The 22287-nt window shown below is 40.0% G+C and carries 18 protein-coding genes, 4 tRNA genes, 1 other RNA gene and 1 pseudogene; 11 read left to right on the forward strand and 13 right to left on the reverse strand.

The window, feature by feature from the left end; translation table 11 throughout:
- Positions 1-9: 9 nt before the first annotated feature.
- The 6 genes from H153_RS0105230 to rpsO form a co-directional block, all read right to left on the reverse strand.
- A complete protein-coding gene (locus H153_RS0105230; RefSeq protein WP_022847092.1) occupies positions 10-1026 on the reverse strand; it encodes an ABC transporter permease in 1017 nt (338 codons plus the stop codon).
- An 83-nt stretch (positions 1027-1109) separates the two neighbouring features.
- A complete protein-coding gene (locus H153_RS0105235; RefSeq protein ID WP_022847093.1) occupies positions 1110-2630 on the reverse strand; it encodes an ABC transporter substrate-binding protein in 1521 nt (506 codons plus the stop codon).
- A 100-nt stretch (positions 2631-2730) separates the two neighbouring features.
- Positions 2731-3417, reverse strand: coding sequence for a rhomboid family intramembrane serine protease (locus H153_RS0105240; protein ID WP_022847094.1), 687 nt, complete (start codon positions 3415-3417; stop codon positions 2731-2733).
- A gap of 3 nt (positions 3418-3420) precedes the next feature.
- Positions 3421-4284 (reverse strand): deoxyutp pyrophosphatase, encoded by an 864-nt coding sequence (locus H153_RS09380; protein ID WP_022847095.1) that lies wholly within the window; start codon positions 4282-4284, stop codon positions 3421-3423.
- Entirely contained in the window at positions 4281-6419 is a 2139-nt protein-coding gene (locus H153_RS0105250) for a polyribonucleotide nucleotidyltransferase (RefSeq protein WP_022847096.1), read from the reverse strand. Before H153_RS0105250 ends, H153_RS09380 begins: the two co-directional genes overlap by 4 nt.
- Before the next feature lie 159 nt (positions 6420-6578).
- Positions 6579-6848, reverse strand: coding sequence for a 30S ribosomal protein S15 (gene rpsO, locus H153_RS0105255; RefSeq protein WP_022847097.1), 270 nt, complete (start codon positions 6846-6848; stop codon positions 6579-6581).
- Positions 6849-7007: 159 nt separating this feature from the next.
- Here rpsO and H153_RS0105260 point away from each other — a divergent pair, with 159 nt between their 5' ends.
- The 11 genes from H153_RS0105260 to polA all read left to right on the forward strand — a co-directional run bounded on the left by H153_RS0105260 (position 7008) and on the right by polA (position 19850).
- Complete coding sequence (locus tag H153_RS0105260; RefSeq protein WP_022847098.1) at positions 7008-7187, forward strand: hypothetical protein; 180 nt, start codon at positions 7008-7010, stop codon at positions 7185-7187.
- A 58-nt stretch (positions 7188-7245) separates the two neighbouring features.
- Positions 7246-7656, forward strand: coding sequence for a PaaI family thioesterase (locus H153_RS0105265; protein ID WP_022847099.1), 411 nt, complete (start codon positions 7246-7248; stop codon positions 7654-7656).
- The gene (locus H153_RS0105270) at positions 7653-8789 is read left to right on the forward strand and encodes a hypothetical protein (RefSeq protein WP_022847100.1); all 1137 of its coding nucleotides are present in this window, start codon (positions 7653-7655) and stop codon (positions 8787-8789) included. The genes H153_RS0105265 and H153_RS0105270 overlap by 4 nt, the downstream gene beginning before the upstream one ends.
- Positions 8779-9465: a YggS family pyridoxal phosphate-dependent enzyme gene (locus H153_RS0105275; RefSeq protein ID WP_022847101.1), complete on the forward strand. Its 687-nt coding sequence runs from the start codon at positions 8779-8781 to the stop codon at positions 9463-9465. Before H153_RS0105270 ends, H153_RS0105275 begins: the two co-directional genes overlap by 11 nt.
- Positions 9466-9477: 12 nt before the next feature.
- Positions 9478-11691 (forward strand): phosphoribosylformylglycinamidine synthase subunit PurL, encoded by a 2214-nt coding sequence (purL, locus tag H153_RS0105280; protein WP_022847102.1) that lies wholly within the window; start codon positions 9478-9480, stop codon positions 11689-11691.
- Positions 11675-12889: a HAMP domain-containing sensor histidine kinase gene (locus H153_RS0105285; protein WP_022847103.1), complete on the forward strand. Its 1215-nt coding sequence runs from the start codon at positions 11675-11677 to the stop codon at positions 12887-12889. The genes purL and H153_RS0105285 overlap by 17 nt, the downstream gene beginning before the upstream one ends.
- Positions 12867-14195 carry a sigma-54 dependent transcriptional regulator gene (locus H153_RS0105290; protein ID WP_022847104.1) on the forward strand — a complete coding sequence of 443 codons (1329 nt, stop codon included), beginning with the start codon at positions 12867-12869 and terminating at the stop codon, positions 14193-14195. The genes H153_RS0105285 and H153_RS0105290 overlap by 23 nt, the downstream gene beginning before the upstream one ends.
- Positions 14196-14314: 119 nt before the next feature.
- Entirely contained in the window at positions 14315-15388 is a 1074-nt protein-coding gene (locus H153_RS09385; protein WP_022847105.1) for a hypothetical protein, read from the forward strand.
- A gap of 129 nt (positions 15389-15517) precedes the next feature.
- Entirely contained in the window at positions 15518-16174 is a 657-nt protein-coding gene (cysE, locus tag H153_RS0105300) for a serine O-acetyltransferase (protein ID WP_022847106.1), read from the forward strand.
- Positions 16175-17311, forward strand: a complete 1137-nt coding sequence (locus tag H153_RS0105305; protein ID WP_022847107.1) for an SPOR domain-containing protein — start codon at positions 16175-16177, stop codon at positions 17309-17311.
- Positions 17312-17333: 22 nt separating this feature from the next.
- Positions 17334-19850, forward strand: a complete 2517-nt coding sequence (polA, locus tag H153_RS0105310; RefSeq protein ID WP_027720041.1) for a DNA polymerase I — start codon at positions 17334-17336, stop codon at positions 19848-19850.
- Here polA and rnpB read toward each other — a convergent pair.
- From rnpB to H153_RS0105340, 7 genes and pseudogenes are all read right to left on the reverse strand, one after another.
- Positions 19844-20165: RNase P RNA component class A (gene rnpB / locus H153_RS09985), an RNA gene on the reverse strand. The genes polA and rnpB overlap by 7 nt on opposite strands.
- Before the next feature lie 95 nt (positions 20166-20260).
- Positions 20261-20337 (reverse strand) — tRNA-Ile (locus H153_RS0105320).
- Between the two features lie 8 nt (positions 20338-20345).
- Positions 20346-20421 (reverse strand) — tRNA-Ala (locus H153_RS0105325).
- A 38-nt stretch (positions 20422-20459) separates the two neighbouring features.
- Positions 20460-20537 (reverse strand) — tRNA-Glu (locus tag H153_RS0105330).
- 8 nt (positions 20538-20545) lie between these two features.
- Positions 20546-20621: transfer RNA gene (locus H153_RS0105335), tRNA-Lys, on the reverse strand.
- A 33-nt stretch (positions 20622-20654) separates the two neighbouring features.
- Positions 20655-20775: pseudogene (locus H153_RS10245) on the reverse strand (integrase); the annotation flags it as partial.
- A gap of 234 nt (positions 20776-21009) precedes the next feature.
- Positions 21010-22020 (reverse strand): YfdX family protein, encoded by a 1011-nt coding sequence (locus H153_RS0105340; RefSeq protein WP_022847108.1) that lies wholly within the window; start codon positions 22018-22020, stop codon positions 21010-21012.
- Positions 22021-22287 lie beyond the last annotated feature (267 nt).

The following is a 22287-nucleotide window of genomic DNA, read 5'->3' on the forward strand; positions in this document are numbered from 1 at the left end:
CTGCAAACCCTACTCATACTTGATTTTTGGATTCATAAGAGCACAGATAATATCTATAGCTATAGAGATAAAAACAACGATAACGGCATAAAAGAGAATAGCTCCCTGAATTGCGGGGAAATCTCTGTAACCAATCCTTTCAATAAGGTAAGACCCAAGGCCTGGCCATGAAAAAACGTTCTCAGTGAGGATTGCTCCTCCTAAAAGTCCTGCAAACTGCAAACCTATAAGGGTAAATATGGGAATAAAAGCATTCTTAAAGGCGTGGTAATAAACAACCCTCTTCTCTTTTAAACCTCTTGCCCTTGCAGCTTTCACATATTCCTTTTTAAGCTGCAAAATCATGTTGCTCCGCGTAATTCTGTATATGACGGAAAAAAGAACAAGTGATAAAGAGAAAGCAGGGAGGAAAATATGCTTAAGAGCATCAACGAATCCAGCAAAATTCCTGGTTAAAAGAGTATCAATAAGGTACAAACCTGTTATAACACGGTCAGGTTCGTTAAGAGGATCAATTCTTCCAGAAATCGGAAACCAGCCAAGTTTCACACCAAATATGTACTGCATCATAATACCGACGAAAAATATAGGAATAGCATAAAAAGAAAGAGCAACAAGTTTTGTAACAAAATCGAAAACGCCACCCTCACGCCTTGCACCTTCAATACCTAAAATAATTCCCCATCCGGCTGCTAAAATAATGCTGACTATGGAAAGTTCCAGAGTTGCAGGAAATCTTTCAAGAAGCTCGCTTTTAATACTTTCACCGGTAACAATAGAAGTTCCTAAATTACCATGAAGTATATCGGACAAGAACTTAAAGTACTGCTTATATATAGGCAGGTTAAGTCCCAACTGCTCTTTTAACTGTTTAACAACTTCGGGTGGTGCTTTACCACCGGTAAGTGCTAAAACCGGATCACCTGGTAGAATTCTAAGCAGGAAAAATACAAATGTAACCATAAGAAAAATCATTACAACAGAAGATGCAAGCCTGTATCCTATGTACTTCAGCAGTCCTCTCATTACCCCTTTCTCATCTCCTTAACGGTGAAGTAAACACAAAAAGTCCCCCTTCTGTATTATTCTTAAGGGGGACTTTGAAAAAGTTACTTGTGAAGAAGATAGTATCTCGGGTAGATAGGATCGTTTGTCACACCTTTAACACTCTTGTTGGCAACGATAGCTGCCTCTGACTGAAAGAGCGGAATGTAAGGAACGTCTTTCCAGAGGTACTCTTGAATCTCCGCATACAGCTTTTCTCTTTCAGCCTTATCATTAACTGAACGGGCTTTTTGAATAAGGGCATCAACCTTAGGATTTGAGTAGAAAGAACCTAAAGAAGCGTCTGCCTTTGAGTGCATAAATGGATAGATATAATCGTCCGGGTCAACATAGTCAGGCGCCCATCCAAGTCTGAACATTCCAAGAATACCCTTCGTCATATAGTCAAGGTACGTTGGCCACTCAGTTGTTTTCAGATTAACCTTTATAACACCTGTTTTCTCAAGCTGAGATTTGATAATCTGAGCCTCCTTATCCACATCAGCACCGTAGTGACCTTGAGGATACCAGTAATTTATGACAAGAGGATGACTCCTGTTATAGCCGGCCTCTGCAAGAAGCTTCAAAGCCTTTTCAATACTCGGCTTTTTATTAAAAACATCCTTATGTCCCCACATATTGATTGGGATAAGAGAGTAAAGATTCTCATGGAGGATGTTGTTGTAAGCAAACTTTTTGATTTCATCCCTATCTATAAGGTAAGCAATCGCTTTCCTGACCCTTGGATCATCAAACGGTGCCTTTTTAACGTTAAAGACAATGTAGGAAATCACAAAACTTGGAGCAACATAAACGTTAAAGCGGGACTTAAGTGACGGATTGGTCATAAAGTCCTTAACATCAAGGGTGTTAAGTGAACCTGTCATGTCAATATCACCCCTTTCAAGGGCAAGACGAATCGTCTGAGCGTTCTGATACTGTCTGATCAAAATTTTCTTGGCCTTAACGTCCTTGAAATTGAAATATTTAGGATTTTTCGTAAGGTAAACGTATCTATCCCTCTTAACTTTCTTTATCGTAAGAGGGCCAGAGGCAGGATATTTTGCTCCCTTAAAGAAGCTGTTTTCAGGATAAACAGAGGGAACAGGATAAGCCACCGTGAAAGCAGTAACAGCTAAAAACGGTGAAAACGGATACTTAAGGTGAACCTCAAAAGTGTATTTATCTCTGGCTTTATAAGACTTAACAACATCTGTCAGCAGAAATGCAGGATCACCCTTAAGTTTAAAAACTCTATCCCATGAACGTTTAAGTGTATAAGCAGTAATCTCCTCACCGTTCTGGAACTTAAAGCCTTTCTTAAGATGAAAAACATATGTTTTCCCATCCTTTGAAATATCAACACTTTTAGCAAGTACCGGTTCTGGAACAGTGGAACCTGGCCTGTAACCATAAAGACCTATAAGCGTGTTCTGCATAAGGTTACAACTCATAACATCATATGCCTTCGCTGGATCAAGAATCTTCCACTTATCAAGAGTCCCTATAACCACCGTATCAGGAGAACCTGCAAAAGCCGCTGAAGCAACAATCAAAGGTAACGATAGAGCAAGCAACTTTCTCATTCTTTCCACCTCCCGTGAAGATTGAATCACCATTCAAATCATCATACATCAAAACAGGAAAAATGTGAAGATTACTGAAAAGTATTTAAGAGTGATACACCTAAATTACCTTGACAGGTCTCCCTTTCTGTGAGATCAGCCACTTAGCGATAAAAAGTCCTGCTAAAAATCCGCCTATATGGGCAAACCAGGCAACACCTGCACCACCGGCTGAAGCAGTGGAAAGAAGGCTTAAAAGTTGCATAATAAACCAAAAAATTATCCAGACGTACGCCGGAATAACAATAACATCTATGAAAAAGCCAAGAAAAACAAGTGTAACAATCTTTGCATCCGGATAAAGGATAAAATATGCCCCCAATACACCACTTATTGCCCCAGATGCACCAATCAATGGTGCCACCGAATCGGGATAGGCAAAAACCTGTATAAGAGCGGCAACTATACCGCAAAAAGTATAAAAAAGAAAAAAGGGTATTTTCCCAAAGTAATCCTCAACATTGTCACCAAAAATCCACAGGAAAAGCATGTTTCCCAGAATGTGAAAGAAACCACCATGGAGGTACTGATGCGTTATCAGATTACCATAAGGCGTAAAAGGATCTGGCGGCGGAATATCAACACCGTGAGTTATCTCGTAAGGAACAACTCCAAAAGCGTGAATGAGATAGATAACATACTTTCCGGCAGCCAATTCGTAGAAAAAAATAACAAAGCAGGTTATCACCAAAAAGGTGGTAACCACAGGAACTGTTCTACTTTTATTTAGATCCTTTAGTGGTATCACCTGTTACCTTCCTGTGCTTCCAAATCCTCCCTCCCCTCTTAACGTCTCGTCAAGAGATGCAACCTGCCGCATCTCAAGGGGATAGTAGCGTCTCGGTATAAGCTGTACCGCCCTCCAAGGAAGCTCCGGCTCTGGTGCTTCAGAATTAACCTTAACAAGAGGAACCTTAATCGTTCCCCTGTAAGTCATATCTATAATACCAACAGAGTTTGCCAGCATGAAACCACTTTTAAATATGCTTGAACGTGGTACAAGGTCAAGATAATACCCCGCAGGCGGCTTAACTTTTACCTTTGTATCAAAGAAATAGACATTTCCTTCTTTCTTTATCAACTCGACAAGGTGAAGATCCCACCCACTATCAGAAACCCTCTTTTTAAACGGCGGAATGCCTCCGTCATCAACAGCAACCTCTATGTACTTTCTCTCCCACTGAGAACCGAAGAGAAAAGAAAGAAACTTTTCAAAGTGGTAGTTGGAACGCTCTCCGGATGACTCATCGTAAATGGCGTGCAGAAAAAGCGTGGCTCCATCACCGTTTAAGAAAAAGCCTTCTTTTGTCTTTACCGGAAAAAACGGTGACAGAACATTTTCCATTTCCTTCTCAAAGGAAGAAATTAGAGGAATAAATACACTCTTGTTTCCCCACACACCACCAGCTTCAAATGCACCCTTAACAAACTCAATATCAACTTTATCAACGGAAGGAAAGGCAGGAAGAGAAAGAACAAAGTGGTTCTCCTCCCTATCTATCTTACCACCAAATATATCGTGAAGTTTAACGGCAACATCCAAAAATCTATCGTCAAAAGCTATTCTTGTTCCTTTTACATATACCCAGCCGGCACCCCAGCTTAACTTACTCACTCTTCATCAACCTCCGGTGCAGAGTAGAAACCGCCGCTCTTCCTCAATTCTCTCTCCTCTTCCTCGTTAACATCTATCCTGCTGAGTTTCGGTCTTCCCATCTGATCAACATCAACAACCTTAACAGGAAGAAGATCACCGACCTTTATCTTCTTGAAAATGTCCTCTTTAAGTTCAGGAGGAAGTTTAGATATGTGAACAAGTCCAACTTTACCGGGAATCATTTCCACGAAGGCACCATAATTTTCAACTCTTGTAACTTTTCCAAGGTAAGTATTACCAACAGCTATATCTCTTGTAACATCCTGTATCATTTTTATAGCCTGCATTGCCGCTTCTTCAGAAGGTGCTGAAACGAGAACTGTCCCGTCTTCTTTTATGTCTATCTTAACACCAGCCTTATCAAGAATCATTTTAATCGTCTTTCCGCCAGGACCTATAAGATCTCTTGTCTTATCAGGATCAATATGAGTTGTAACGATCCTTGGTGCATAAGGCGAAATTTCCTTGCGCGGTTTGCTTATCACGGCATCCATTTTGTCAAGGATAAACATTCTTCCATCCCTTGCCTGCTTTAAAGCCGTTACAAGAATATCCCTATTTATACCTGTTACCTTCAAATCCATCTGAATTGCAGTAACACCCTTCCTCGTACCTGCAACCTTAAAGTCCATATCACCAAGGTGATCCTCATCACCCAAAATATCAGAGAGAACAACAAATTTATCACCTTCAATAATCAGTCCCATGGCAATACCGGCAACCTGAGCCTTTATAGGAACACCTGCATCCATAAGTGAAAGACTTCCACCACAAACAGTTGCCATTGAGGATGAGCCGTTTGATTCAAGAATATCTGAAACAACTCTTATAACATAAGGGAATTCAGATTCGTCAGGAATAACAGGAGCAAGGGCTCTTTCTGCAAGGGCACCATGTCCTATCTCTCTCCTTCCAGGTCCTCTCATAGGAGAAATCTCACCAACACAGAAAGGCGGGAAGTTGTAGTGAAGCATAAATCTCTTCTCTTCACCTGGCATCAAACCCTCAACGAACTGATACTCCTCCGGTGTTCCCAACGTTGTAGTAACAAGAGCCTGTGTCTGTCCTCTCGTAAATAGGGCAGAACCGTGAGCCCTTGGAAGCGTTCCCACCTCTATGGAAATAGGCCTTATCTCATCTGGCTTTCTTCCATCGATCCTTACACCTTTCTCAAGAACAAGCTGTCTAACAAACTTTTTCTCGGCTTCAGCAAAGGCCTCTTTTGCAAGTTTTGCGAGCTCTTCAGGAATATTAAGCTCAACAAACATCTCTTCCCTTAGAGCACGAAGTTTCATTCGCCTTTCGTGCTTGTCAGGAATGGTTATTACAGGCTCTATCCTTTCAATTACCCACTTTTCTATCTTATCTTTGGTCTCTTCATCAAGAGACGGAACAGTAAATTCATACTTTTCTTTACCCACAAGACTTCTAAGCTCTTCCTGAAGCTTTATTATCTTCTTAATCTCTTCATGGGCAAAAAGGATAGCATCAAGGACTTCTTCCTCTGGAACCTCATTTGCACCACCTTCAACCATAACAACAGCATCTTCCGTTCCGGAAACAATAAGGTTAATATCGGCCCGGTGTCTCTCCTCGTAAGAGGGATTAATCACAAGCTTACCATCTATACGGCATACCCTAACGCCGGCAACTGGTTTTTCAAAGGGAATTCTTGAAATGTGAAGTGCTGCTGAAGCGCCATTTATCGCAAGAATTGAAGGATCGTTTTCCTGGTCAGCAGAAATGACAAAGGCTATTACCTGAACATCGTTTCTGAAACCTTTTGGAAAGATTGGACGGATTGATCGATCTATAACCCTTGACTTCAGAACCTCTTCATCAGAAGGTTTCCCCTCTCTTTTGATGAATCCACCAGGAATTTTCCCGGCAGCGTAAGCTCTCTCCCTATACTCAACAAGCAGTGGAAAGAAATCTATATCTTCCCTTGGCTCATCAGACATTACCGCTGTGACAAGAACAACTGTATCACCCTGAGAAACAAGAACACTCCCATCTGCCTGTTTGGCCACCTTTCCTGTTTGAAAAACAAGAGGTCTCCCTCCAATTTCACCTGAAACTTCTGTTATTGACATCTGTTTCCTCCTTAAAATACCTTTATCACAATCTATCCATATAAACGGTTATTTTTCTTATTTGTAAAACACATGTATAGTATATCACTAAACCGGAAACGTTCGATAAAGGAATTTTGATGGCTGAAAAAAGAAAAGGGGGCTTTGAAGCCCCCTGGATTACTTTCTTAAACCAAGCTTCAGAACGATATTCTTATACCTGTTAAAGTCTTTCTCTTTCAAATACTTCAGAAGTCTTTTCCTTCTTCCTACCAACTTGTAAAGGGCTCTCTTGTTGTTGTTATCGTGCTTATGCTCTTTAAAATGCTCCGTTAGAATTTTAATCCTTTCAGTAAGAAGAGCTATCTGCACTTCTGGTGAACCGGTATCCTTCTCATGGAAACCGTACTTCTTTATAATTTCTTGCTTTACATCTTTATCTACAGCCATCAAAAACCTCCTATTCTGTTTCACCGGTGGCAAAGGCAAAGTGAAATTTATCAAAGAGAGTATCGTTTGTAAAGGGGCAACTCCTTTTTTCTAAAAAAACAAATTCAAGTATAATGTATATTAGCATACCACGACGTTAATGAAAAGTTGGAGGAAACCGTGCTTGAATGGATACTGATTGCAATTATTGCCGTTCTTGCGTTTAAAGGTGACAGGCTCATAAAATTAATCAAAAGTTTCAAGATAGCCAAAGAAGAGTTTAAAAAAGGAAAAGAAGGCATAGAAGAAGAGGTGCTGTGCGACGGCAAACCAACGATAAAAGTGGTTAAAAAAGGATAATTCTGCCCTGATAACTGATATAATCTCTCTGTAAATATCCTTCAAACTCCGAGGCATCATGAAAGACGAGCTCAACCTTCCCAAGAGAGATAACTTCTGTTTTGTCTGCGGTGAAGAAAATCCTAAAGGAATGCACCTAAAATTCAACAAGTATTCAGACAGAGTTGAAAGTACATTCAGTTTAGACAAAATTTATCAGGGATACGATAACATTATCCATGGAGGCATTATCTCTCTTATATTAGACGAAGCAATGGCCTATCTGCAAAGTAAAGAAGAAAGATTCCTTACCGGAAGAATAACTGTCAAGTTTCACAACCCACTGCTGGCAGGTGAGGAGGTAAAAGTAAAAGCGTGGATAAAGAAAGATAGAAAGAGAATAAAAGAGACCTGCGCCGTCATGGAAAAGTTAGACGGAACAAAAATAGCTGAAGCTGAAGCCATTATGTTTGTGAGGAGAGAGAAATGAGGTTAATTAAAAATATTGCTTTAGCGACCATTATATTTGGTCTATTCAATACGACGGCGGTAGCTGATACTGCAACGGTGATGATAGACTCTCTATCCGTAAGAACAAAACCAAAGGGAGAAATTGTAGAAACTATAGACAAAAATTCACAAATCCCCGTTTTCAACTATTACAAAAACTGGATAAGAAGCCAAAATGGATGGACTGACAGCGATTTTACAAAATTAGAGGAAAACCTACCTGATGTCCTTTTTACTGAAGAAATAAAAGGGAAATTTATTCTTATCAACAAAGAAAAAAATGGACTGTCAAGAACCGGTAAAACAGTCCTCAAAGCCGGAAAAGTGTATCCCGTTGTAACTCTTAAAGGTGATGTTGCAGTAGTTCAAACAGAAAAAGGACCTGTTTCCTTTTCAACAGACTTTACAACCCTGCTCAGCGGCCAATTCCCGGCAGGTATTCTCATGAAAAACGCCTCTCTAATATCCCCCGAGACGGGAAGAGAAATAGCTTTTATTAAAAAAGGAACCTTCTGCATAAAACTAAAAGACAACCTCTTTTTGGTCAACGGCATTGCCGGAAATCTCGTTCCCATTCATTCTTCCCAAAATTCTTACTTCTCCATATCAACATTGCTCAACAAACTTAACATGGTAATAGATACATTTAACAGTGCACGTGTATCCAGTGCTATTACAGAAAGGCTGGGATACTTCCCAAAAGTTTTGCCTCTCACGGAAAAAGATGTTCGCTCGGTCTCTCTTGAAAACGGGAAAAGGGGCATTTTTGTGGATCTCAGATATCTATTCTATGACTTGGACGGTTCCGAAATAAAGGACAGAAAGACACGTCTTATCCTTAAAAAAGGAAACGAGGTTTTCTGGCAAAAGTTAGCAAAGGAAATATTTGAATCCTCTTCAAACATAAAATTTGTTCAGCTCAACATACTGAGATTTAATGGGAACGGAAATTTCGCGAAGAAAGGATTTGTGGCTGTTGGCGTAACAGATTACAGAAACGGTATCTGCGACGCTCCACCGGAACAGTTTATGGACAGAACAGAATCGGAACTGAGCGAAGATCTCTGGTTCTTTGCAAACGAAGTCTATGAGAGGGTAGAAAATGGAAATTAAAGAGAGGATATCCATCATAAAAGAAAGAATGGCAAAAGCTGCCGAAAGAGCAGGTAGAAAACCCGAAGAGATAACGTTGCTTGCCGCCTCAAAGACAAGAACCCCTGATGAAATCAGAGAAGCATTCGAAGCCGGTGTAAAGATTTTTGGTGAAAATCGTGTACAAGAAGCAAGGAACAAAATTCCCGCTCTCTCAGACCTTCCAATAGAATGGCATCTTATAGGACACCTTCAAAAAAACAAAGCAAAGTACGCAGTTAAAATGTTTAAACTCATTCACTCAGTCGATTCAATATCTTTGATAGAAGAACTTGAAAAAAGAGCTGCAAAAGAACATAAAATCCAGGAAATTCTTATAGAAGTTAAACTCTCCCCCGAAGAAACAAAGCACGGATGCAAAGAAGAGGAAGTACCACAACTAATAGAAAACATCTTTGAAAAAGAACACCTGAAACTCTCAGGATTTATGGTAGTTCCACCATACCTTGAAAATCCTGAAGAAGTAAGACCATATTTCCGTAAATTGAGAGAAATAAAAGAGTTCATGGAAAAAACTTTCGAAACCAAATTCCCCCATCTATCAATGGGCATGTCCCATGATTTTGAAGTTGCAATAGAAGAAGGGGCAACAATTGTTAGAATTGGAACAGCACTTTTTGGACCAAGAAACTATTGAAGGAGCCACAACATGGACAGAAAAACTATAGAAAGCCATGTAACAATGGAAGAGTACAAAAAAATAGTTGATCTTTTGGGAAGAGAACCTAACCTTGTTGAACTTGGAATATTCTCTGCCATGTGGTCTGAACACTGTTCGTACAAATCCTCAAGAGTCCATCTATCAAAGTTTCCAACAAAAGCACCATGGGTTGTTCAGGGACCTGGAGAAAATGCAGGAATAATCATGGTTGATGAAGAAAAAGAAATATGTGCGGCGTTTAAAGTGGAATCACACAACCACCCATCATTCATAGAACCGTTCAACGGAGCAGCTACCGGCGTAGGAGGTATTTTAAGAGACGTTTTCACAATGGGTGCAAGACCCATAGCTTGCATGGACTCTCTCAGGTTTGGTGAACTTAACGACCCTAAGATGAAATACATCGTTAAAGGTGTTGTCTCCGGAATAAGTCACTACGGAAACTGCGTCGGTGTGCCAACCGTAGGCGGTGAAGCCTACTTTGATAGCTGTTATCAGACAAACCCTCTTGTAAACGCTTTCGCCCTAGGCCTTGTTGAAAAGAAAAAGATATTCTACGCAAGAGCTGCAGGAATTGGTAACCCTGTAATCTACGTAGGTTCTAAAACAGGAAGAGACGGAATACACGGTGCAACAATGGCTTCAGAAGAATTCTCCTCAGAAGAAGAAGTTGAAAAGAAGGCAAATGTCCAGGTTGGCGACCCATTTGTTGAAAAACTGCTCATAGAGGCATGCCTTGAAGCCATGGAAACAGACGGAATAGTAGCCATCCAGGACATGGGAGCTGCAGGTCTAACATCATCATCTGTAGAAATGGCCTCAAGGGGAAACGTCGGAATAAAGCTTGACCTTGATAAGGTTCCAACAAGAGAAGAGGGAATGACTCCCTACGAAATAATGCTTTCTGAATCGCAGGAAAGAATGTTAGTCGTATGCGAGAAAGGAAAAGAAGAGAAGGTTATGAACGTGTTTAAAAAATGGGGCCTTGACGCTTGCGTAATAGGTGAAATCATAGAAAAACCTGTTATCAAGCTATTGTGGCACGGCGAAAAAGTTGCCGAACTTCCAATAGACATACTGACAGAGGAAGCACCTGTATATTATAGACCTTTTAAAATGCCTTCATACATAAAAGAAAACATGAAATACAATCCTGAAGAGATAGAAGAACCAAGAGACTACAACGAAATTACAAAGAAACTTCTCTCTTCTCCAACGATAGCAAGCAAACGCTGGATATACCAGCAGTACGACCACATGGTTCAGATTAACACCACTGTATATCCAGGATCTGATGCTGCTGTTTTAAGAGTAAAAGGAACAGAAAAAGGAATAGCTATAAGCTCTGACTGCAACTCCCGCTACTGTTACCTTAATCCGTACGAAGGTGGAAAGATTGCTGTAGCTGAAGCGGCAAGGAACGTAGCCTGCAGCGGAGCAGTACCAAAAGCAATAACAGACTGCCTCAACTTTGGAAGTCCGGAGGACCCGGAAATAATGTGGCAGTTTGTAAAGTGCACCGATGGAATGGCTGACGCCTGTAAGATCCTTGAAACGCCCGTTGTTAGCGGTAATGTGAGTTTTTACAACGAAACCGTTGTTGGTGACAGAAAGAGAGCCATATTCCCGACACCTACCGTGGTCTGTGTAGGTGTACTTGAAAACATTGAAAACAGAACAACAAAGGACTTTAAAGACGAAGGTGATGTCATTATCCTGTTAGGCGAAAACAGCGGTAACATCTCCGGAAGCGAATACCAAAAACTTGTAGAAGGCGAATTTAAGGGAACGGGACAGGCTATAGACCTAACTTTCGAAAAGAACCTCCAGAAAAGTATTGTAGAAGCAATATCCAAAGGTTTCATAAAAAGTGCTCACGATATATCCGAAGGTGGAATAGCAGTGGCTCTATTTGAATCTGCCTTTGGAAACGGTATTGGATTTGAAGTAAATATAGAAGACGATATAAGGACTGACTTCCTTCTTTTTGGTGAGGAACAGAGTCGTATAATCATATCTGTTTCCCCGGAAAACGCCGAAAAGGCACTTAAATTCTTTGAAAAGAAAGCCATCCCGGCTAAAATAATAGGAAAAACCGGCGGCGAAAATGGAAGAATAATGCATAAGAGTAGAGAAGTTATAAACATACCCTTAGTGGAAGCGCAAACCCTCTATGAGCAGAGTCTTGAAGAAAAACTCTGAAAAGATAGCTTTTTGGAAGGATTTTTTTCTCTACTATAAGGTTTCGCGGTTTATATTTTCATCATCACTGTTTCTAATTTTAATCTCCCTCTCTCTTTTGAGAGAGGGAATTATCATTTACAACGTTTATTCCCTCGGCGTTATCTTCCTATACTCAACCGTATCTCTGCTTTCGCTCTTTTATCGAAGGGAAAACCCCTACGACTTTCTACTCGACATAATGTTCATATCTGCACTTATAAAGAGCAACATTCTCTACTGGGACTATATAGCTATACTCTATCTGTTTCCCATATTCTTCTCTGCTTTTTTCCTTGAATCTCCAATAACGGAATTGTTTCCTGTAATTTCGCTCGTAATCTACGGAATAACACTGTACACCACCAAAATGTACACCCTTCAGGATCTAACGATAAAACTTTTTCTCAACGGTGTTGCCTTTTTTGCTATATACATAGCTGGAAAAACATTTGCAAAAAAGATGACAAATCAAATGAGATACATAGCAGAATTAGAGGAAGAAAAGAAAAAAAATGAAGTATTCAAAAGGCTCTACCGCATAAGCGCAGACCTTGCTCACGAAATAAAGAATCCTCTCGCCTCAATAAAAGCAGCTGTGGATCTAATGTTTGAAACGGAACAGGCAAACAAAAACCTGTTAGAGCTTTTAAAAAGGGAAACAGAACGACTTTCATCAGTTATAAATGACTTTTTGATGCTTTCAAGACCTCTTGATGTTCATCAAACAGAAGTAGATATAAAAGAACTCATTAAACAGGTTGTTGAAGCAGTTAGATATGTATATCCTGAAAAAAATTGCAAATTGATACTTCCCGAAAGCAAGATAACTATCAAAATACCATACAAATCTTTCTACTCTGCCATTTCAAATGTGATTAAAAATGCATTTGAGTGGTCAAAAAAAACTGTAATAATTTCTGTGTCATACGAGAAAGGGCTTCTCAAAATCTGTATAGAAGACGATGGACCCGGAATAAAGGACGAAGAGAAAGAAAAAATATTCGAACCATTTTTCACAAAAAAGAAAGAGGGTACAGGACTGGGACTGGCAATAGCCAAAAGAGTCGCCATTGAGTTAGGTGGAAGACTTACAGTCACCTCCTCCATCCATGGAGGCTGCGTATTTTGCTTTGAAATTCCTGTAGAGGGAGAAAATGAGAGCACTTATAATCGATGATGAAAAAAGTATAAGAGACATCCTTGGAATGATGCTTGAAGATTTTGATTTTGATATAGAAAAAGCAGGTAGCGTTCAGGAGGGACTGTCAAAACTCCAAGAAGAAAATTTCGATCTCATTCTCCTTGACCTGAGACTTCCCGATGGTTCCGGTATGGAAATTCTGCGAAAGCTCAGAGAAAAACGCATGAAAACAGAAGTAATAATAATCACAGCATTTGCATCATCAGAAACAGCAAAAGAAGCAATAAGACTGGGAGCCTTCGATTACGTATCAAAACCTTTCGATGTTTCTGAATTAAGACTAATATTCAGAAATGTTAAAAAGAAAATAGAGCTTGAAAAAAAAGTAGAGGAATATGAAGATTCTTACAAAGATTTCATAGGTGAATCGCCAAAAATAAAAAAAATAAAAGAATTTGTAAAGAAAATAGCCCCCTATGATACAAACGTCCTCATCACAGGCGAAAGCGGAACGGGTAAAGAAGTTGTAGCAAGAACCATACACAACTTAAGCAATAGAAAAACCGCACCGTTTATCGCAATTAACTGCGCATCATTACCATCTGAACTTCTCGAAAGTGAACTCTTCGGGTATAAGAAAGGAGCTTTTACCGGTGCAACAAGGAATAAAAAAGGTCTTATAGAAGAAGCAGATGGTGGAACTCTATTTTTAGACGAAATAGGCGATATGCCTCTTGCTCTTCAAGCAAAATTATTAAGGTTTTTAGAAGAGAAAAAAATAAGACCAATAGGCGGAATAGAAGAAATAAACGTTGATGTAAGAATAATAGCTGCTACAAACCGCAATTTAGAAGAGAAAATAAACGAAGGGCTATTTAGAGAAGACCTATTTTATAGGCTATCAACTATCACTATTAACCTCCCGCCTCTTAGGGAACGAAAAGAAGACATCCCATTGCTTATAGAATATTTTGCAAAAAAACTATCAAAAAAATACGGAAAAAAATTTAGAACCATCTCAAAAGAGTTTATAAATTACGTCATGTCGCTTCCCTTAAAAGGGAATGTGAGAGAACTAAGAAATATTGTGGAAAAAGCTGTAATACTATCAGACAGAGACATTCTTTCTTTACCTCTGAGCAATGAAGAGACAAAATCCCACAGAGAAATTATAATTCCGGATGAAGGTGTCAATTTAAAAGAAATACTTGAAAACTTAGAAAAAGAATATCTGTTAAAAGCTCTTAAAAAAACAGGAGGAAAGAAAAAGGAGGCAGCTTCCCTCCTGGGACTTACATTCAGAGAATTCAGGTATAGATTATCCAAATACGGAATTTCATAATGGTAAGAAATTTTTAACAAAAGATTTTGAGGAGATTTGGAATATTGTTGACAGTGCATAGTCTCTCTGTTATTATTAGATGTAAAGTTGAAAATCCCAAAGCAGGAGGGTTGTTAATAATGAGAGGGAAATTAAAGGCACTCATCCTCTGCTCTGCGCTGATGGGTGCTACAACGGCTTACGGTGTGACCCTTACAAACTGCCCACCCTCCCTTACAAACGGAGGAAATCTTCCGAAGATAGGTCCGGAAGAGAAGGCTTTATTTACTAAACCGGTTCAGCCGCTCAAGCCAGCCGATTGTGGCGCCTGTCACTACAGCATCTACAAAGCAATGCAGAAAGAGGGTGGAAGGCACCAGTTCAGCTGTACTATCTGTCACGAAAGATTTCACGAGTGGAGCCCCAAGAAAGGCGTGAAGGGCTGGGAAGAAGAAATGCCCAAATGTACAAGATGCCACGGTCTCTACCACGGGCCTTCTATCCCGGATTGCATGAAGTGTCACACAGATCCACACGCTATCAAGAAGCCAATGCTTGTTACAACACCTTTCACAGGTTATGTTGGCGGAAAGAAATATCCTGGAACAGGGCAACCTGAAAACTTTGTCGCAAAGAACTGTAAGGTTTGCCACGGTCCCATCTATGACCTTATGCAGGAAAAGCCAACCAAGCACACACAGATTGGTTGTGCAGCATGCCACCACAGCACTCACGGCTACATTCCTCAGTGTCTTGAATGTCACCTTCCGCATAGACCTGATCAGACAAATAACGACTGCTTTGCATGTCACCACAACCCACACTACCCTGTCAACATCACATACGGCAAAAATACACCGAATTCTCAGTGTGCTGCATGCCACAGCTATGTTGCACACAATCTCGAAACATCTCAGACAAAACACAGCAAAGTCGCCTGTGTTGCTTGTCACCACAACAAGCACGGTTTCATTCCAAGATGTCAGGATTGCCACGGCGAATATCCTCACGGAAAGGCTATTGCCGAGAAGTATCCAAACTGCCTCACATGTCACATTACACCTCACGACCCGGCTTGCAAAGACAACCACAAGCCAGACGACGTTCTCAAGGCAGAATTTGCCAAAGAGAAAGCTTTACTCAAGAAGCTCAAAGCCTTCAGAGCAAAAGGTGGAAAGCTCAACTACATCAATCTCGAAAAGATTACAAAGTAACCTTTCCTATAGAGAGGGGGTTTCCCCTCTCTTTCCCAATTATTCCTGCCGTCTCTTTTGCGCCGCATAGATTTATCGTATATAATCTTCCTCTGACCTTCCTTTATGTGGCAAAGAGGTAGACCTGAAATGCTTAAAAGAATCCGAGAAGACATCGCTGTTGTTTTCGAAAGAGACCCCGCCGCCAGGAGCGTTATTGAAGTTATAACCTGTTATCCCGGACTCCACGCAATATGGCTACACAGGATAGCACACTTCCTCTGGGAAAAGAAACTCAAGTTACTTGCAAGAATGGTATCCCACTTCTCAAGGTGGTTTACAGGCATAGAGATTCACCCGGGTGCAAAGATAGGAAGACGATTTTTCATAGACCACGGTATGGGCGTGGTAATAGGTGAAACAACCGAGATAGGTAACGATGTAACGATATACCATCAGGTAACCCTCGGCGGAACAAGTACTCATAAAGGGAAAAGACATCCAACAATAGGCAATAACGTTGTAATAGGTGCCGGAGCAAAGATACTTGGCCCGATAAAGATAGGTGATAACTGTAAAATAGGCGCCAATTCCGTTGTAGTAAGAGATGTCCCACCGAACTCAACAGTTGTTGGTATTCCTGGTAAAATAGTTAAGAGAGATGGAATACGTACAACCCGTGTTGATCTTGAACATGGGCAGTTACCCGACCCTGTTATGGAATCTCTAAGGCAGATGTTAGACATCATACACTCTCTTGAAGTAGAAGTAAAAACTCTTAAAAAGGAAACGAAGGGGGAAGAGTAAGTGAAAAGATTCTGGTTAATTATCATAACATTACTTATTTTTCCTGCATCAGCTTTTGCCAGGATTTTCTACTCTATTCAACTGTGCGCAAGAAAAAACATAGATGCAGCATATAAAACCCTAAAACAAACAGAAAAGTATCCCGATGCAAGGATAGATATAGTCGATGGATATTACAAGGTAAGGGTGGGCTTATTTAATACCTACGATGAAGCAAAAGAATTTCTTATCAAGAATAAAATAAGAAAGATATTTAAGGGAGCCTTTATTGCAAAAGTGGATGATAAAACCCTGCAAACAAGTATTTTTCCCAAAAAACATAACAAGAACATATCTAAAAATCCGGCAAATGCAACACAAAATAAAACAGAAAAACAACCGGCAAAAGTTTCAAAGTCAGAAAATGCAACATATTCCGTTCTTCTCTACAAAACCAATAATAAAGAGAAGGCGATTAACTTTTTCAAAGGGTTACCCGACGAAATTAAAAAAGAAGCCTTTCTCTATGAGGACAACAACACATACTCTGTTAGAGCATTCTTGGTAAAAGGTTATAAAAAAGCAGCAGAAAAGGAAAAATCCATCGGATATCTTCACTTTGAAACCGAAATCAAACCCACAAAAAGAGAAAAGATAGAGAAAATTCCTGAACCTGAAAAGAAAATGATTAAACCCCGGATATCTACAAAACCCAAGGTTAATTCACAACCAATGGTATCAAAAGCGAAAAAGCCAAAAACAGTCGTAACAAAAGAAAAGAAAACTCCCATATACTTTATAGCTCTAATCCTTGCAGCAGCAATAGCCATTGTGATTACCGGACTAAAAGCATTTAAAGGCAAAGCAGTTTCAAAAGAAGCTGAAGATATGTATGATGTTCTCACGAAAGCCCTTGAAAAGGGAGACACAGCCCTTGTAAAGGAGATCGTGGTTCCGTACCTTGCAAGATATCCTGAAGATTTAAAAGCACAGGAACTTTATGCTATGGCACTTGAGAAAGAGGGAAGATATATGGAAGCAGCTGACATATACTTTGCCATAGCGGAGGTATTGGAGGGAAAAAAGCAGTTTGAAGAAGCTGAAAAGTTTAAAAAAAAAGCTGAGGAGTTAGTCAGCAGAGAATTCAAAAAGAAATAGTCCGGGCAGTCTGGAGTAAAAAATGTCTGAAAAGAGAGTTTATCTATTTGACGGAACAAGCTTTGCATACAGAGCGTTCTATGCAATAAAAGGGCTAACAACATCTTACGGATTTCCAACAAATGCAATCTACGGCTTTGCAAGAATGTTCCTTAAACTATTCAAAGAGATAAAGCCGGAATACGCTGCGGTAGCATTTGATGTAAGTAGAAAAACATTCAGAGAAAAAATATCAGCAGACTACAAGGCCAACAGAAAACCCACTCCTGACGACTTCAAAGTACAACTTCCCTACATAAAAAAGTTCCTTGAATGCTTCGGTGTACCGGTGATTGAAAAGGAAGGATACGAAGCTGACGATATTCTTGGAACAATAGGAAAAAAACTTGCAGAAGAAGGATACGAAGTAATAATTGTCTCTCCCGATAAAGACATCAGGCAGTTGATTGAAGAAAACGTTCACGTACTTTCAATATCACCACAGAAAAAAACAGAAACTTTATACACACTTGAAACTTTCAGAGAAAAGTTCGGGTACGAACCGGGACAAATTCCCGATATTTTTGGCCTTGCCGGCGATACAAGTGACAATATACCGGGTGTCCCGGGAATTGGCGAAAAGACCGCAACGAAATTGATAAAAGAATTCGGTTCTCTTGAAAAGTTGTACGAAAACCTTGACAAACTTCCATCTAAAAGAAAAAAAGCCCTTGAAGACTATAGAGATCAGGCATTTATGAGCAAGAAACTTGCTACGATAGATAAAAACGTCCCGATAGACGTTGAACCCGGAAACCTAAAACTAAAAGATCCTGACGTCGAATGCCTATTTAAACTTTTTAAAAAACTTGAGATGAAATCCCTGATAAAAGAGATAAAAGAATTCTTCCCCAACATCCAGTTTCAGGGAAAAAATATAGAAAAAACACAAGAAACGGATAAAAAAAGTTTTTTAAAATTCCTGGAATCAGATGACCTTTTCTCAAAGAAAGAGTGTGCAATAGTAGTCAATGAAAATCTTTTCGCCTCTGTTGACAGACACTTCAGCCAGATAGATAGAGAAACTTTTAAAGAAATATGCAAAAAGAGTGGAAAAATATACACGTTTAACCTAAAAGAGCTTTATCACCTTACAGGAACAACCGGAAAACATAAACAGTTTTTTGATATATCTATAGGTGAATATCTTCTTAATTCTATTCAAAAAGACTATTCACCAGAAACAATACTAAAAAAATATCTCGAAACTTCAGATATAGAACCTGTTGAAAGATATTCTCACCATATAATAGACGTCGGAAAAAAGGTAATAGAAAACCTTAAAAGAGAAAACCTTCTAACTTTATACGAAAAGATAGAACATCCCCTTATAGAAGTTCTCTATTATATGGAAAAACGGGGTGTTTTATTTGATAGAAAATACATGACAACCTTAAAAAGCAACTTTTTATCGAAAATGCAACGTTTAAAAGAAGAAATTTTTTCAATAGCCGGCGAAAGTTTCAATCTGAATTCACCGAAGCAGCTTGCAAAAATACTCTTTGAGAAACTTAAAATAAAACCCGTGAAAAAGACACGGACGGGATACTCCACAGATGTTGAAGTCCTCACAACACTTGCATTAAACGGCTATGAAATCGCTGAACTTATACTTGAATACAGAAAATATTCAAAACTGTTAGGCACATTCATAGACGGCATAACAAAACACATGGACGAAGAAGGCAGAGTTCACACAAACTTCATACAAACAGGAACAGCAACGGGAAGATTATCAAGTGCCGAGCCAAATCTACAAAATCTGCCAGTTTCTGACGAGATATCCAGACAGATAAGAAACGCAGTAATCGCACCAGAAGGATATAAACTGATCTGGGCAGACTACTCACAGATAGAGCTCAGAGTCTTAGCTCACCTTTCAGGCGACGAAAGGTTAGTTGAAGCCTACAAAAAAGATAGAGACATCCACACTGAAACTGCCTCCATACTCTTTGGAACTGAACCTGAAAATGTATCACCTGAAATGAGAAAAGTGGCAAAGATGGTGAACTTTGGAATCATATACGGAATGAGTCCTCAAGGACTATCCCAGCGACTTGGAATAGGATTTAACGAAGCGAAAAACTACATCGACAGTTACTTTGCAAAATTCCCAACGGTAAAAGAGTTTATAGAGAAAACACTATCGGAAGCTTACGAAAAGGGGTATGTCAGAACGCTATTTGGCAGAAAAAGACCTGTTCCGGAACTTAAAGCGAAAAATAAAAACATAAAGCAGTTTGGTGAAAGGGCAGCCTTCAACGCAGTCATTCAAGGAACAGCAGCCGATATAATGAAGATGGCAATGATAGCACTGTTTAAAGAGTTTAAAAATAAAGATAGCTTTCTAACTCTTCAGATTCACGATGAAATAATAATGGAAGCACCCGAAACCAGGGCAAAAGAAATAGAAAACAGAGTAAAAGAGATAATGGAAAATATTGCCAACCTTGACGTTCCCTTAAAGGTTGACATTAAAAGCGGGAAGAGATGGGAGTAGGCAGGCCCGTAAGCCGGGTTCTGTTTTAGAGAGCCATTTATCTAAGCGGCTTACCCGTCGGCATCGGGCGGGCAACCCTCAAGCGCCGACCTATTCAGCCTTGCTCCGGGAGGGGGTTACCGTGCCCTCTCTCCTCGCGGAAAGAGGCGGTGGTCTCTTACACCACCTTTTCACCCTTACCCCGAAAATCGGGGCGGTCTATTTTCTGTGGCCCTGTCCGCAGGGTTTCCCCTGCCTGGCTCAACGCCAGCTCCCCGCCCTGTGGAGCCCGGACTTTCCTCTTCCTTTAAAGGAAGCGGCTCTCCAGCCTACCTCTCCCGGCATATAGAATATAAGACTATTCAAAAGATTATACAATCTCATGGACGATTTATACGTGATATGCGATGGATATTAAAGAAGTATATAGATGGTGGGCCTGGGAGGACTCGAACCTCCGACCGTCCGGTTATGAGCCGGATGCTCTAACCAACTGAGCTACAGGCCCTTATTCGTTGGTGGAGCCGGTGGGATTCGAACCCACGACCTTCAGACTGCCAGCCTGACGCTCTCCCAGCTGAGCTACGGCCCCGAATCTACAAAACAGATTCGGCTATTATATGACAAATTTGGCGTCCCCAGGGGGATTCGAACCCCCGTCGCCGGCGTGAAAGGCCGGTGTCCTAGGCCGGGCTAGACGATGGGGACGCTTAAAATGGTGAGCCGCCCAGGACTCGAACCTGGGACCTACGGATTAAAAGTCCGTTGCTCTACCAACTGAGCTAGCGGCCCACGGTTAGCGTGGAATAATATAGGCTCAGGTATCTACAATGTCAACTGTTTGTACGAGTTCAATACATGGAGAACACCCGGATTTTCTAATATAATCCTCGAACTTCTCAGCGGGAGCCATATAACCTAAAGCATAATGAGGCCTCACAAAATTAATGTCACCACATAACTGTTCCAAGTCTGTTTAAGATTGCCGCCATCTGTGAGAAGCTTTTACGCTTTTAACAGGCTAATGTTTTTTCTTCCTTTTTTCAGGGTCTTTTTGAAGGTCGCATCTGCACCTGATACGTAAAAAGAAATGCCCCTTTCACCGGATATCTGATTTTTCTAAATTACAACAGTGCTTTTTGTTTAGCTGGCTCTACCTTCAGGTAGAGCCAGCTTGAACTTATTCTGTTCTGGAAAGTATTTCTTTTGTGGCCTTCTTCTTCAGCAATTTTAACTTTTGAAGTATTGAACCAAATAGAGAACCTGTTTCTTTTTTTCCTTCTATTGCCATCTCAAGTTGCTTCAACTCTCTATCCATTTCATTATAGGTTTTTTCGAAGTCGTAAGCATAGCCCAGAGCTTTTGCAAGTTCCAGTTCTTTTTGCGCTTCTTTCAGATAAGCCACAGCAAGTTTTCTGTTTTTCTTGCTCATCACTTTAGCCTTCTCAATTAAGGCTTCTGCTTTCACCATTGGTACCGGAATTACAATTTTTTGTATGGCTATACTGTCTCTTATGGCCATTAACATTCTTACAGCTTCTTTCTTTTTACCTTTATCTATCTCTTTAATTGCATCTTTTACAACCTTTCTATACATGGATAGAGGAAGATAAACATTTATAACATCTATCTCGTCAGACAGGGTGTTGAGCAGAGCTTTTGCATCTTGAATTCTTCCTTCCTTCAATAGTTTCTCTGCTTCTTTTTTAATTTTTTCAACAGTTTTTACATCTCCCCTGAATTCTACAACAGCTATCTGTTGATTGAGAGGGACAAAACCCATTCCCCTATTTTCTTTCATGTATGTTTCAACGTACTTCTCTGCTTCCATTAAAACTTGTTTTGCCTTTTCTGCCTTTCCTTCCTCAAGCAATTTTATTGCCTGGTCAACTTTTTCCATTGCCGTTAAAGCTGTCTTAAAAGAAGGTCTCATCCTTCTGAGAGATTCAACTTTTCTCTTTACGGCATTCATTGATGTTTTTTTTGCTTCCATTTTCTCTCTGGTTTCTGTGTTTATTTTCCAGAAAGAAGCTGATGATGTGCCGTGTTCAGACATCATACTTTCATTCATATTGCTCCGAGCGCTGTTTTCCGTACTTTTTGTTCTTTCTCCAGACTTCATTGATGCTGCCAGTGCGCCTGATGGAGCAACAAGAGCAACTGCTAACAGGATAGACATAACTCTCCTCATCTTACTCCTCCTTAAATGGATATTTTATCTTCGCTTTTAAATTAGAAATTTTGTAATAATTTTGCAAGCTTTAGGAATTTTTAGTGTAATCCCGGTGAATATTTTTCTTTAAAAAATCCATTTTAGGTTTGAAATTAATTATCTGCTTATTTGCGGATTTTTATAAATTCCTAACTTGTAATAGAAATGAACAACATGAAATCCATAGCTCTGGAACTGAATAACTGCATTTAATGTTTTAATACACTAAACAGCTCCATACCTTTC

It is taken from the genome of Desulfurobacterium sp. TC5-1 (assembly GCF_000421485.1).
Lineage (GTDB): Bacteria > Aquificota > Aquificia > Desulfurobacteriales > Desulfurobacteriaceae > Desulfurobacterium_A.